We start from the raw sequence: 12,699 nt of genomic DNA, 5'->3' as shown, positions 1-12,699 counted from the left end.
CTCGACCGGTCATAGCCAACCGGCGGTCTGTAACTCAGCCTATTCCAATCTGGACACGCGACGAGAAATTGCTTGCCCGCGGGCCCCGGCGCCGACAGGATGCTTAATGCGCGCGTCACCGGCAGAAACAATATAGAAATCTGCACCCCAGATACTGACGAACACAGACTGACGAACACGGCCAGAGCAACTCAAGCGGAAGGCACAGTATGAGCGACACGAACATCGTGCGAGCGGCAATCACCCAGGCGACCTGGACCGGCGACGAAGAGTCGATGATCGCCAAGCACGAGGGATTCGTGCGCACGGCCGCCGCGCAGGGCGCGCAGATCATCTGCTTTCAGGAGCTGTTTCACGGGCCGTACTTCGGCATCGTGCAGGACGCCAACTACTACGACTATGCCCAGTCGATTCCGGGCCCGATCGTGGCGCGCTTCCAGAAGCTCGCGAGCGAATTCGGCATGGTGATCATTGTGCCGATGTACGAGGAGGAACGCCCCGGGGTGCTGTACAACACGGCCGTGGTGATCGACGCCGACGGCACGGTTCTCGGCAAGTACCGCAAGCATCACATTCCGCACCTGCCGCAGTTCTGGGAGAAATTCTACTTTCGCCCCGGCAACACCGACTACACCGTCTTCGACACGAAGGTCGGCAAGGTCGGCGTCTACATCTGTTACGATCGGCACTTTCCCGAGGGCTGGAGGGCGCTCGGCCTCAATGGCGCCGAGATCGTCTTCAACCCCTCGGCGACCAAACCCGGTCTCAGCAACCGCCTGTGGGAACTCGAGCAGCCCGCCGCGGCGGTCGCCAACCAGTACTACATCGGCGCCAACAACCGCATCGGCACCGAGAACGGCGAGTTCGGCGACGAGGCCGTCACGTTCTACGGCAGCTCCTACTTCGTTGACCCGCAGGGCAACTACGTCGGCGCGGTCGCCTCGACCGACACCGAGGAGATCGTCATCCGCGACCTCGACCTCGGCCTGATCCGTCAGGTGCGCAACTCCTGGCAGTTCTACCGCGACCGTCGCCCCGACAGCTATGAGGAACTCGTCGCGCCCTAACCCTCTCGCCAGCCGTTTCTGACTCAGCACCGAAACAGAGGATGCCATGAAGACGCTCATCAAAAACGGCACCGTGGTGAACGCCACGGGTTCTGCCACGGCCGACGTGCTGATCGACGGGGAGACCATCGCCGCGGTGCTGGCGCCCGGCTCGACGCTGTTGGGCTTCGACGTGGAAGCCAACGTCGATCGCGTCATCGACGCCCGCGGAAAGTATGTGATTCCCGGCGGCATCGATGCCCACACCCACATGCAGATGCCGTTCGGCGGCACCGAGGCCAGCGATACCTTCGAGACCGGCACCCGTGCGGCGGCGTGGGGCGGCACGACGAGCATCGTCGACTTCGTGGTGCAGTACGCGGGGGAGAACGTGCTGGAGCAGTACCGAAAATGGCACGAGAAGGCATCCGGTCAGTGCGCGATCGATTACGGCTTCCACCAGATTCTTTCCGACGTGCAAGACAGTTCGCTGACCGCGATGGACGAGCTCGTCGCCGAGGGGGTGTCGAGCTTCAAGCTGTTCATGGCCTACAAGGGCGTGTTTCTCAGCGATGACGGCCAGATCGTCAAGGCCATGCAGCGCGCCGCGAGCAACGGCAGCATGATCATGATGCACGCCGAGAACGGCAGCGTCATCGACCTGCTCGTGCAGCAGGCGGTCGCCGCCGGCAACACGGGCCCGCTGTATCACGGGCTGACCCGTCCCTGGCAGGCCGAGGAGGAGGCCACCCATCGGGCGATCATGCTCGCCAACCTCACCGGCGCTCCTCTCTATGTTGTGCACGTCAGCGCGAAGCAGGCCGTCGATCAGATCGCCCAGGCCCGTGACAGGGGCCAGAACGTGTTCGGTGAGACCTGCCCGCAATACCTGTACCTCTCGCTCGAAGACAACCTCGGCGCCCGGAGCGACGAGTGGGGCGGCTTCGAGGGCGCGAAGTGGGTCTGCTCGACCCCGCTGCGGGCCAGCGCCGAGGGGCATCAGCACCACATGTGGCAGAGCCTCGCGACCAACGACATCCAGATGGTCTCCACCGACCACTGCCCGTTCTGCATGAAGGGTCAGAAAGACATGGGCCTCGCGGACTTCTCAAAGATTCCCAACGGTATCGGTTCGGTCGAACACCGCATGGACCTGCTCTACCAGGGCGTGGTCGACGGCAAGATCTCCCTCGAGCGCTGGGTCGAGGTCTGCTCCACGACCCCGGCACGCATGTTCGGCATGCACGGCACAAAGGGGGTGCTGCAGCCCGGTGCCGACGGTGACGTGGTGGTCTACGACCCGAACGGGCACACCTCCATCGGAGTCGGGCCAGGCAAAACCCACCACATGAACATGGACTACTCCGCCTACGAGGGGTTCGAGATCGACGGCCACGTCGACACGGTCATCAGCCGCGGCAAGGTCGTGATCGACCGCGGAGAGTACCTCGGCGCCAAGGGTGACGGCCGGTTCATCAAGCGCGGCCTGAGCCAGTACCTCATCTAAGGGAGCCCCATGGACTTCGGAGCAGTACTGCAGACCAATCCGCCGTCGGCCCGCACGGTGCAGCTGGCCAGGCTGGCCGAGGCGCACGGCTTCAGCCACGTCTGGACCTTCGACTCGCACCTGCTCTGGCAGGAGCCCTATGTGATCTACAGCCGTATTCTGGCCGAAACCAGTCGAATCATCGTCGGCACCATGGTCACGAACCCCGCCACCCGGGACTGGACGGTCACCGCCTCGACCTTCGCGACCCTCAACGAGATGTACGGCAACCGCACCATTTGCGGCATCGGCCGCGGCGACTCCGCGGTGCGCGCCACCAACGGCGCGCCGACGACGCTGAAGACCCTGCGCGAATCCATCCATGTGATTCGTGAGCTCGCCAATTCCCGCCCGGTGCACTACAACGGCGCGACCGTGCGGTTTCCGTGGAGCAGTGGCTCCACCCTCGACGTCTGGGTCGCCGCCTACGGCCCCCTCGCCCTGAAGCTCGCGGGCGAGGTGGGCGACGGCTTCATTCTGCAGATGGCCGACCTCGACGTGGCCGAATGGATGATCACCACCGTTCGGGCCGCGGCCGCGAATGTGGGCCGGGATCCGGCATCCATTAAATTCTGCGTCGCCGCGCCCATGTACATCGGCACCGACCTGGCCCACATGCGCGACCAGTGCCGCTGGTTCGGCGGCATGGTCGGCAACCACGTCGCAGACATCGTCGCCAAATACGGCACCGACTCTGCGGTTCCGCAGGCCCTCACGGATTACATCTCTGGGCGCGCCGGCTATGACTACAACCAGCACGGCCGGGTCGGCAACGAGCACGCGGCCTTCGTGCCCGACGAGATCGTCGACCGGTTCTGCCTGCTCGGAACCGCGAACGACCACATCGAGAAGCTGCGGGCGCTGCAGGCCATCGGCGTCGACCACTTTGCCGGCTACCTGCAGCACGACAACAAAGAGGAGACCCTGCGCGTCTACGGCGAGACCGTGATTCCCGCGCTCGCCGAGCACATCGTGGCCACGCAGTGACGCCGCCTGCCACGCGCGCGGCGGTTCGCGATCGACGGATGCCGCGCTTCGCCCGCCCCGCGCTGTTCGGCGTTCTCGGCGTGGTCGGTCTCGCACTGGTCTGGGAGCTATACAAGTTTTTCGGCCCGGGCAACGGTGTCGTGATCGGCGACCTGACCGTGCTGCCCCGCACGAGCGACCTGGCCATGCCGCACCTGGCCACGATGGTGGCGCGGCTGTTCGAGCCCGTGACCGGGGCAGCCACGGCGCTGCCGCTCTGGCTGGCCGTGCTGGGGGCGTGCGCCTTCACGCTCGGCATTGCCGCCGTCGGTTGGATCGTCGGGGTCACCGTGGGGCTCGCGCTCGCGCTGCTGATGCAGCGGTTTCGCCTCGCCGAATCGGCCATCCTGCCGTGGATCGTGCTCAGCCAGACCGTGCCGCTCATCGCGATCGCGCCGCTCGTGCGCCGCTGGGGCGCCCAGGTCGAAATCGGGGCCTTCGCCTGGGAGAACTGGATGTCGGTGGCCCTGATCGCCTCGTACCTCGCCTTCTTCCCGGTGTCCGTCGGCGCCCTGCGGGGCCTCGGCTCACCCGATGCCCACCATGTCGACCTCATGCACTGCTACGCGGTCGGCTGGTGGAAGACCCTCTGGCGGCTGCGCCTGCCCGCGAGCGTCGGTTACCTGCTGCCGGCGCTGCGCCTCGCGGCGGTCAGCGCGGTCATCGGCAGCGTCGTCGCCGAGGTCTCGATCGGGTTGCGCGGCGGCATCGGGCGGCTGATCGTGGAGTACGCCGGAGCCGCCGGCGGTGACCCCGGCAAGCCGTGGGCGCCCATCTTCGGATCGGTGCTGGTCGGCCTCGTCGCCGCTGGTTTTGTGGGTCTGATCGGCCTGTTCCTGCGTCGCTTTCGTCGGGACGAGGTCAGCGCATGACCGCCGGCAGCGGGTCCGCCGGTGCTGTACCCGCCGTTGATGTGCACAGCGTGGGCCGGGTCTTCGCGGGGCGCAGGGGGGCATCCGTCATCGCGCTCGACGGGGTGAGCCTCACGGTCGCGCCGGGCGAATTCGTGTCGCTGATCGGACCAAGCGGATGTGGCAAGAGCACGCTGCTGAGACTGATCGCCGACCTCGACGTGCCCACGAGCGGCAACATCCGCGTGTTCGGCAAGCCGGCCCGGCAGGCCCGCATCGACCAGGACTACGGAATCGCCTTTCAACAGGCCGGACTGCTGCCGTGGCGCACGGTCGCCGGCAACATCGAGTTGCCGCTCGAACTGCACGGCGTTGACCGGGCCGGCCGACGCGCCCGGGGCGCGGAGCTCATCGACCTGGTCGGGCTGAGTGAGTTCGCCGGGCACTATCCCGACCAGCTCTCGGGCGGCATGCAGCAGCGGGTGGCGATCGCCCGGTCCCTCGCCGAACGCCCGAGCCTGTTGCTGATGGACGAACCCTTCGGAGCACTCGACGAGATGACCCGGGAGCGCATGCAGAACGAACTCGTGCGCATCTGCGCCGAAACCGCCGCCGCCGTGGTGTTCGTGACGCACTCGATTCCCGAGGCGGTGTTTCTCTCCAACCGAGTGGTGGTCATGTCGCCGCGACCGGGACGCATCCGTTCCATCGTTCCGGTCGGCCTCGGCGACGTGACCACCCGCGGGGAGGGCCTGCGCGAAGACGCCGACTTCTTCCGCTCGCTCAGCACGGTGCGCGATCTGCTGCACGCTGACGAGCACGGCGATCCATCAGGAGACGACCGGCCCGGCCCCGGGCTGCCGCGCGGGGTGGAGACGCGATGAGCACGGCGGCCTCTCCGCGCCGGGCGCGGCCCCTGCAGGCCGTGCTCGCCCCGATCGTGCTCGGGCTGATCGTCGTACTGGCCTGGCAGGGGGCCGTTCTCGCCTTCGCGATCAAACCGTTCATTCTGCCGGCTCCGTTCACGATCGGCGCGCAATTTGCGGGCAACCTGCAGAGCGTGGTCGCGGGCATGACCGTCACCGGCCGCAACGCCCTCGTCGGGCTGCTGCTCGGAGTCGTGATCGGGGTGCTGCTCGCCATCGTGTCCGCCCTCGTGCGGGTCTTCGACGCAATGGCCGCACCGATCGTGTCGGCGATCGCCGTCGTGCCGATCGTGGCGCTCGCCCCGGTGCTCTACACGATGTTCGGCGCCGGTGCCGAGACCGCCCGACAGCTCGTCGCCGCGCTCGCCGTGTTCGTGCCGGTCTACTTCAACACCCTCAAGGGCCTCCGGCAGGTTCGCCCGGTGCACCGCGACCTCATGCGCTCCTACGCAGCCTCAAGCTGGCAGGCCACCCGGGCCGTCACCCTGCCGACGGCGCTGCCGTTCGTGTTCACGGGACTGCGTATCGCGTCGTCGCTCGCCGTGATCAGCGCGCTCATCGCCGAGTACTTCGGGGGTCCGGTCGGCGGCCTCGGAAAGTCGATCACGTCGGCCGCCGCGAGCAGTAATTACGGCCTGGCCTGGGCCTATGTGCTCGGGTCCGTCATTCTTGGGCTCGTCTTCTACGGCGGATCCCTCGGCCTCGAACGCCTGGCGTTACGCCGCACCTGAACCTCACCCCGCACCGCTTCTGTCGCACCGCCTTTCGCACCGCTATTGGAGGACTCACATGACTGACCTGACCCGCCAGACCCGCCGCATCCGCTTTCTCGCCACGATCGGCCTGCTGAGCGTTGGATCGCTTGCCCTCGCCGGCTGCAGCAGCGGCGCCGCCAGCCCGAACGGCGACACGGATGCCTCGGGCGACCTGACCCCGATTACCCTGCAGCTGCAGTGGGTCGCCCAGGCCCAGTTCGCCGGTTACTACGCCGCGGTCGACCAGGGCTTCTATGAAGACGAGGGCCTCGACGTGACCATCGCCGAGGGCGGCGGCGACATCGTTCCGCAGGACGTGCTCGCCGCCGGCGACGCCGACTACGCCATCTCCTGGGTGCCCAAGGTGCTCGGTTCGATCGAACAGGGCGCCAACATCACCGATGTCGCCCAGATCTTCGAGCGCAGCGCCACGACGCAGATCTCCTTCGCGGACAAGGGCATCGAGACGCCCGCCGACCTGGCCGGCAAGAACGTGGGCAGCTGGGGCTTCGGCAACGAGTGGGAACTCTTCGCCGGCATGCAGCAGGCCGACGTCACGCTCGATGACATCACCCTGATCCAGCAGGCCTTCGACATGAGCGGATTCCTCAGCGGGGACATCGACGCCGCCCAGGCGATGACCTACAACGAGTACGCCCAGGTGCTCGAGACCGTGAACCCCGACACCGGGGAGCTCTACCAGCCCGACGACCTCAACGTGATCGACTGGAACGACGAGGGCACCGCGATGCTGCAGGATGCCATCTGGGCCGACGCCGACCGGCTTGCCGACGACGCGGACTACGCCGACACGACGGTCAAGTTCATCAAGGCCTCGATCCGCGGCTGGATCTACTCCTCGCAGAACCCCGAAGAGGCCGCCGGTATCGTGACAGCCGCCGGCTCGACCCTCGGCCAGAGCCACCAGCTGTGGATGACCAACGAGATCAGCAAGCTCATCTTTCCGTCCACGAACGGTGTGGGCCTGATCGACCAGGCCGCGTGGGACAACACCGTCGACATCGCCATGGGCACCACGAACGAGACCGGCGCGACGATCATCACGGCCGACCCGCGCGCCACGGCGTTCTCCAACGAGTATGTGCAACAGGCGCTCGACGAACTGGAGACCGAGGGAGTAGACGTTAAGGGCGCCGATTGGGAGCCCATCGACGTGACCCTGAAGGAGGGCGGTAACTGATGACCGGCACCACGAACACCACCACAACCAGCCTCAACGCCCGCACCACCGCGCTCGACCGGGCGCACGTGTTCCATTCCTGGTCGGCGCAGGCCGCCGTGAAACCGCTCGTGATCGCCGGGGGCCTCGGCTGTCGGGTCTGGGACCACGACGGCCGCACCTACCTGGATTTCTCGAGTCAGCTGGTGAACGTGAATATCGGCCACCAGCATCCGAAGGTCGTGAAGGCGATCACCGATCAGGCCGCCCTGCTCACCACCATCTCGCCGGCGACGGCGAACCTCGCCCGCGGCGAGGCGGCCCGGCGCATCGTGGCCCGCGCCCCGGAGGGCTTCAACCGGGTCTTCTTCACCAACGGCGGGGCGGATGCGATCGAGAACGCCATCCGCCTGGCCCGCCTGCACACGGGGCGCGACAAAATTCTGTCGACGTACCGCTCGTATCACGGCAATACCGGTGCGGCCATCGTCGCGACCGGGGACTGGCGGCGGGTGCCCAACGAGTACGCCCGCGGGCACGTGCATTTTTTCGGCCCGTTCCTGTACCGCTCCGAGTTTTGGGCGACGACCCCGGAACAGGAGTGCGAGCGTGCGCTGCAGCACCTCGAGCACGTCATCGTGGGTGAGGGCAGCGCCTCGATCGCCGCGGTGCTGCTCGAGACGATCCCGGGCACCGCCGGGGTAATGCTGCCGCCACCCGGCTACCTGCCCGGGGTGCGAGAACTCTGCGACCGCTACGGCATCATGCTGATCCTCGACGAGGTCATGTGCGGCTTCGGCCGCACCGGCCGCTGGTTCGCCTTCGAGGGGTACGGGGTCGTTCCCGACCTGATCACCTTCGCGAAAGGGGTGAACTCGGGGTACGTGCCCACCGGCGGGGTGCTGATCTCCGACCCGATCGCGGCCGACTTCGACGAGACCGTCTTCCCGGGCGGGCTGACGTACAGCGGGCATCCGCTCGCCATGGCCTCGATCGTCGGCGCGCTCGACGCGATGAGCGCCGAGGGCATCGTGCAGAACGCCGCTCGCATCGGGCGTGATGTGCTCGGCCCGGCGCTCGCCGCCCTGCAGGCGAAGCACGCGATCATCGGTGAGGTGCGCGGGGAGGGCGTCTTCTGGGCACTCGACCTGGTTGCCGACCCGGTGACCCGGCAACCGGTGGGCGCGGCCGTGATGGCCCGCATCAAGGCCGAACTGCTCGGCCGCGGGCTGCTGCCGTTTCTAATCGACAACCGCATCCACGTCGTGCCGCCGTGCGTCGTGACCAACGAGGAGGTCGCCGAGGGCATCGCGATCATCGACGAGGTGCTCGCCCTTGACCTGCTTGCCTGACCCCCACGAGAAGGATGTGCCATGACCAGCACCGCCACCACCCCGACCATTGCGCACTGGCGGGGCAACGCGGCGTTCGCCGGCGCGTCGACGCGCACCGCCCCCGTCTACAACCCCGCGACCGGCCGGGTCGCGAAACGGGTCAGCCTGGCCAGCGCGGCGGATGTCGACGCCGTCGTTTCCGCGGCGCTCGCCGCGTTCCCGGGCTGGCGCGACGCCAGCCAGGCCAGGCGCCAGGGCGTGATGTACAACTTTCGCGAGCTGCTGAATGCCCGCAAGGGTGAGCTCGCCGACATCCTCACCGCCGAGCACGGCAAGGTCACCGCCGACGCGCTCGGCGAGATCGCCCGCGGGCTCGAGGTCGTCGAGTTCGCCCTGGGCATGCCGCACCTGTCGAAGGGGGCCTACTCCGAGAACGTGTCGACCGGCGTCGACGTGTACACGCTGCGGCAGCCGCTCGGCGTGGTCGGCATCATCAGCCCGTTCAACTTTCCCGCGATGGTGCCGCTCTGGTTCTTCCCGGTCGCGATCGCCGCCGGCAACACCGTCGTGCTCAAGCCGAGCGAGAAGGACCCGTCCGCCGCCAACTGGATGGCCGCCCTCCTCGCCGAGGCGGGCCTGCCCGACGGCGTCTTCAACGTCGTGCACGGCGACAAGGAGGCCGTCGACGCGCTTCTCGTGCACCCCGACGTGCAGTCGATCAGCTTCGTCGGGTCGACGCCGATCGCGAAGTACATCTACGAGACCGCCGCCGGGCACGGCAAACGCGTTCAAGCCCTGGGCGGCGCGAAGAATCACATGCTGGTGCTGCCCGACGCCGACCTCGACCTCGCAGCGGATGCGGCCGTCAACGCCGGTTTCGGTTCGGCCGGGGAACGCTGCATGGCCATCAGCGTGATTGTCGCCGTTGAACCGGTCGCCGACGATCTGATCGCGAAGATCACCGAGCGCATGAGGGGCCTGCGGGTCGGCGACGGCCTGCGGGGCTGCGACATGGGCCCGCTCATCACCCAGGCGCACCGCGACAAAGTTGCCGGGTACATCGACGTGGCGGCGGCGGATGGCGCCGAGGTCGTCGTCGACGGACGCGGCGTCGCCGTCGACGGCGAGGCATCCGGTTTCTGGCTCGGACCGACCCTGCTCGACCGGGTCACCGTGGACTCGGCCGTGTACATAGACGAGATCTTCGGCCCGGTGCTGTCGATCGTGCGGGTCGACAGCTACGCTCAGGGCCTCGCGCTCATCAACCGCAGCCGCTACGGCAACGGCACCGCGATCTTCACCAACGATGGCGGGGCCGCCCGGCGGTTTCAGAACGAGGTGCAGGTCGGCATGGTCGGCATCAACGTGCCGATTCCGGTGCCGGTCGCGTCACACTCCTTCGGCGGCTGGAAGGACTCGCTGTTCGGCGCCTCGAAGGCCTACGGTCCGGCCGGGGTGGACTTCTTCACCCGCGAGAAGGCCGTCACGAGCCGCTGGCTGGACCCGAGCCACGGCGGCATCAACCTCGGCTTCCCCCAGCACGACTAGCGGCCCCGCCCAATTTCCGCTGGTCGACCCGGTGGGCCGGCCCTCGGACTGTGGGTCGGCTTGCGGGGTTTCGACGGCGCCAAAAACGGGCGCCGCTCAACCAGCGGAGACTCGCTGGTTGAGCCTGCGCGCGAAGCGCGCTGGTCGAAACCTGGCGGGCCGACCCTCGGACTGTGGCTTGTCTCGCAAGCTCGCCGCTCAACCAGCGGAGACTCGCTGGTTGAGCCTGCGCGCGAAGCGCGCTGGTCGAAACCTGGTGGGCCGGCCCTCGGACTGTGGCTTGTCTCGCAAGCTCGCGGCTCAACCAGCGGAGACTCGCTGGTTGAGCCTGCGCGCGAAGCGCGCTGGTCGAAACCTAGCGGGCCGACCCTCGGACTGTGGCTTGTCTCGCAAGCTCGCGGCTCAACCAGCGAGGGGGGACTCAGACGGCAGGCGACGGATGCGCGTGCGCCGCCTGCACACGAGAGGCGCGAGTGCGCAGCAGATCGACGACGGTGCGCACGGCGAGGCGTTCGGCCCGATCGGGTCGCATCAGTGCCACGATCTGCCGCTCGGCCTCGACCCCGCGCAGCGGGATCAGTGCGAGCCGGCCGGGCCGCCCGCCGCTCGAGGTATAGCGCGGCACCAACGCGATGCCGAGCCCGGCGATCACGAATGACTCGATCAGTGACAGGTCGGCGAAGCGTTGCGCCATCGAGAGCCGGGTGCCGGCCTCCTGTTCGATCGCCTGCAGCACCCGCTCGAACGGATATCCGTCGGTCACCCCGATCCAGGTCTCGCCGTCGAGGTCACGCGGAGCGACCCACGCGCGGGCGGCGAGACGGTGTCCGACCGGCACGCCCACGTCGAGGGGCTCGGTCATGAGCGGTACGACCGTGAGCCCGCGCCCGGCCCACGAGAGAGCGCCGCGCATCGAGTGGGCGAGAACGATGTCGTAGTCGGCGGTGAGGGCCGGAAAGTCGCTGAGTTCCGGGTCTTCGTCGGAGCAGTTGAGCACGAGGCCGGTGACGGCCGAGAGGTCCTGGATCACGCCGGGCAGCAGCATCTGGCCGGCCGTCGGGAAGGTGACGAGGCTCACCTCGCCGGTGGCCTGGTTGCGGAATTCGTCCCAGAGCGCGGTGGCCTTCGCGAGGGACACCGCGACATCCGCCGCGCTGCGGGCGAGGGCGCGACCGGCATCGGTGAGCACGAGGCCCCGACCGCGGCGTTCGGTGAGGGGCAGGCCGGCCTCGCGTTCGAGCACCTTGAGCTGCTGCGACACCGCCGACGGGGTGCGGTGGGTAGCGGCGGCGACCGCGGTCACGCTGCCCCGGTCGGCGAGTTCGCGGAGGAGTTCGAGCCGTTGCACGTCCATTCAGCCAATCTATCGGTAGCAGAGCTACATATAAAGTGCAGAACAATACGATTGTGGTGAAGAGTGCGGCGTGGTCAACTGAAGGGTCAACACGAGCAATGGTGCCTCCGTGCGCGGCCATCCACCCCCTTCCGAAAGGCATTCTCGTGTTCGTCCTCATTGCTGTCATTGTCATCGTCGCCCTCACCTCCCTCACCGCCCTCGTCGGCGAGGTCTCCCGCGACGGCTACCGCAAGCTCCCCGAGCGCAACCTCGTTCGCGCCTTCTAACAGCACCCCTTCTCGCGCGCTCCCCGTCTCGCGGCACCGTGCCGGCGCAGACCGGGAGCCGGTACAGTACTTACTGTGACGGATACACGGCAGCAGCTCATCGACTACATCGCGGCCGAGGCCGTGTTCCACGGGGATTTCACCCTCACGAGCGGCAAGAAGGCAACGTATTACGTTGACCTGCGCCGCGTGAGCCTCGACCATCGGGTCGCCCCCCTCATCGGGCAGGTCATGCTCGACCTGATCAAGGACATCCCCGATGTCGCGGCCGTCGGCGGCCTCACCATGGGAGCCGACCCCATCGCATCCGCGGTGCTGCACCAGGGTGCCGCTCGCGGTGCGACCTACGACGCCTTCGTCGTGCGCAAGGAGCCCAAGGACCACGGCCGCGGCCGCCAGGTCGAGGGCCCGGACCTCGACGGCAAGCGGGTCATCGTGCTCGAAGACACGTCGACGACCGGCGGATCCCCCCTGGCCGCCATCGAGGCCCTGCTCAAGGTCGGCGCCATCATCGCCGGCGTCGCCGTGGTCGTCGACCGCGCCACCGGCGCCCGCGAAATCATCGAAGCCGCCGGCTACCCCTACTTCGCCGCCATCTCCCTTGAGGACCTGGGACTGAGCTAGTGCCCCGCGACGACGATCGCGACGGCGATCTGCGCTGGCTGAGCGCTCAGCTCGGCGCCGACGAGTCCGAGCCTGCATCGACGCCGACGCCGACGCCGACGCAGCCGACGGATGGCCCGGGTCCCGCCTCGCAGAACGACGCACCTCCCGCCGCCCCCGCAGGGCCTGCCGCCCAGGCAGGGCCTGCCGACCCCGCGGAGCCCGCCGCCCCCGCCGCCCCCGCAGACCCCGCAGAGCCTG

The 12,699-nt window shown here is 68.0% G+C and carries 12 protein-coding genes and 1 pseudogene; 12 read left to right on the top strand and 1 reads right to left on the bottom strand.

Annotated features, from left to right (window positions below; genetic code table 11):
• Positions 1-209: 209 nt before the first annotated feature.
• From E3T55_RS14155 to E3T55_RS14115, 9 genes are read left to right on the top strand one after another with little or no spacing between them, the layout of a single operon-like run.
• Positions 210-1,067: a nitrilase-related carbon-nitrogen hydrolase gene (locus E3T55_RS14155; RefSeq protein WP_134520214.1), complete on the top strand. Its 858-nt coding sequence runs from the start codon at positions 210-212 to the stop codon at positions 1,065-1,067.
• 46 nt (positions 1,068-1,113) lie between these two features.
• A complete protein-coding gene (hydA, locus tag E3T55_RS14150) occupies positions 1,114-2,553 on the top strand; it encodes a dihydropyrimidinase (RefSeq protein WP_134520213.1) in 1,440 nt (479 codons plus the stop codon).
• A gap of 9 nt (positions 2,554-2,562) precedes the next feature.
• Positions 2,563-3,579: a TIGR03842 family LLM class F420-dependent oxidoreductase gene (locus E3T55_RS14145; protein WP_134520212.1), complete on the top strand. Its 1,017-nt coding sequence runs from the start codon at positions 2,563-2,565 to the stop codon at positions 3,577-3,579.
• A gap of 38 nt (positions 3,580-3,617) precedes the next feature.
• On the top strand, positions 3,618-4,490 hold the full coding sequence (locus tag E3T55_RS14140; RefSeq protein WP_134520211.1) for an ABC transporter permease: 873 nt from the start codon (positions 3,618-3,620) through the stop codon (positions 4,488-4,490).
• Positions 4,487-5,353, top strand: coding sequence for an ABC transporter ATP-binding protein (locus tag E3T55_RS14135; protein WP_134520210.1), 867 nt, complete (start codon positions 4,487-4,489; stop codon positions 5,351-5,353). The genes E3T55_RS14140 and E3T55_RS14135 overlap by 4 nt, the downstream gene beginning before the upstream one ends.
• Positions 5,350-6,126 carry an ABC transporter permease gene (locus E3T55_RS14130; protein WP_134520209.1) on the top strand — a complete coding sequence of 259 codons (777 nt, stop codon included), beginning with the start codon at positions 5,350-5,352 and terminating at the stop codon, positions 6,124-6,126. Before E3T55_RS14135 ends, E3T55_RS14130 begins: the two co-directional genes overlap by 4 nt.
• A 58-nt stretch (positions 6,127-6,184) precedes the next feature.
• Positions 6,185-7,351, top strand: a complete 1,167-nt coding sequence (locus tag E3T55_RS14125) for an ABC transporter substrate-binding protein (RefSeq protein ID WP_134520208.1) — start codon at positions 6,185-6,187, stop codon at positions 7,349-7,351.
• A complete protein-coding gene (locus tag E3T55_RS14120) occupies positions 7,351-8,682 on the top strand; it encodes an aspartate aminotransferase family protein (RefSeq protein ID WP_134520207.1) in 1,332 nt (443 codons plus the stop codon). Before E3T55_RS14125 ends, E3T55_RS14120 begins: the two co-directional genes overlap by 1 nt.
• 21 nt (positions 8,683-8,703) lie before the next feature.
• Positions 8,704-10,212 carry a CoA-acylating methylmalonate-semialdehyde dehydrogenase gene (locus E3T55_RS14115; RefSeq protein WP_134520206.1) on the top strand — a complete coding sequence of 503 codons (1,509 nt, stop codon included), beginning with the start codon at positions 8,704-8,706 and terminating at the stop codon, positions 10,210-10,212.
• A gap of 421 nt (positions 10,213-10,633) precedes the next feature.
• Here E3T55_RS14115 and E3T55_RS14110 read toward each other — a convergent pair whose 3' ends face one another.
• Positions 10,634-11,566 (bottom strand): LysR family transcriptional regulator, encoded by a 933-nt coding sequence (locus E3T55_RS14110; RefSeq protein ID WP_134520205.1) that lies wholly within the window; start codon positions 11,564-11,566, stop codon positions 10,634-10,636.
• 146 nt (positions 11,567-11,712) lie between these two features.
• Between E3T55_RS14110 and E3T55_RS20955 the strand changes: the two genes are divergently transcribed.
• From E3T55_RS20955 to E3T55_RS14100, 3 genes and pseudogenes are all read left to right on the top strand, one after another.
• A complete protein-coding gene (locus tag E3T55_RS20955) occupies positions 11,713-11,835 on the top strand; it encodes a hypothetical protein (protein WP_255455395.1) in 123 nt (40 codons plus the stop codon).
• A 75-nt stretch (positions 11,836-11,910) separates the two neighbouring features.
• Entirely contained in the window at positions 11,911-12,459 is a 549-nt protein-coding gene (pyrE, locus tag E3T55_RS14105) for an orotate phosphoribosyltransferase (RefSeq protein WP_134520204.1), read from the top strand.
• Positions 12,459-12,699 (top strand): annotated as a pseudogene (locus tag E3T55_RS14100) (hypothetical protein); the annotation flags it as partial. The gene pyrE and the pseudogene E3T55_RS14100, both read left to right, overlap by 1 nt.

The organism is Cryobacterium frigoriphilum (assembly GCF_004403305.1).
GTDB classification, from domain to species: domain Bacteria; phylum Actinomycetota; class Actinomycetes; order Actinomycetales; family Microbacteriaceae; genus Cryobacterium; species Cryobacterium frigoriphilum.
The sequence above is the reverse complement of the archived record's forward strand: the minus strand, read 5'-3'. Positions and strand labels throughout refer to the sequence as shown.

Bases quoted from the DNA above. Each gene is read 5' to 3' on its own strand.
- E3T55_RS14110 (WP_134520205.1), bottom strand. From the start codon at position 11,566: ATGGACGTGCAACGGCTCGAACTCCTCCGCGAACTCGCCGACCGGGGC.
- E3T55_RS14120 (WP_134520207.1), top strand. From the start codon at position 7,351: ATGACCGGCACCACGAACACCACCACAACCAGCCTCAACGCCCGCACC.
- E3T55_RS14145 (WP_134520212.1), top strand. From the start codon at position 2,563: ATGGACTTCGGAGCAGTACTGCAGACCAATCCGCCGTCGGCCCGCACG.
- E3T55_RS14125 (WP_134520208.1), top strand. From the start codon at position 6,185: ATGACTGACCTGACCCGCCAGACCCGCCGCATCCGCTTTCTCGCCACG.
- E3T55_RS14130 (WP_134520209.1), top strand. From the start codon at position 5,350: ATGAGCACGGCGGCCTCTCCGCGCCGGGCGCGGCCCCTGCAGGCCGTG.
- E3T55_RS14140 (WP_134520211.1), top strand. From the start codon at position 3,618: ATGCCGCGCTTCGCCCGCCCCGCGCTGTTCGGCGTTCTCGGCGTGGTC.
- E3T55_RS14155 (WP_134520214.1), top strand. From the start codon at position 210: ATGAGCGACACGAACATCGTGCGAGCGGCAATCACCCAGGCGACCTGG.
- E3T55_RS14135 (WP_134520210.1), top strand. From the start codon at position 4,487: ATGACCGCCGGCAGCGGGTCCGCCGGTGCTGTACCCGCCGTTGATGTG.
- E3T55_RS14115 (WP_134520206.1), top strand. From the start codon at position 8,704: ATGACCAGCACCGCCACCACCCCGACCATTGCGCACTGGCGGGGCAAC.
- hydA (WP_134520213.1), top strand. From the start codon at position 1,114: ATGAAGACGCTCATCAAAAACGGCACCGTGGTGAACGCCACGGGTTCT.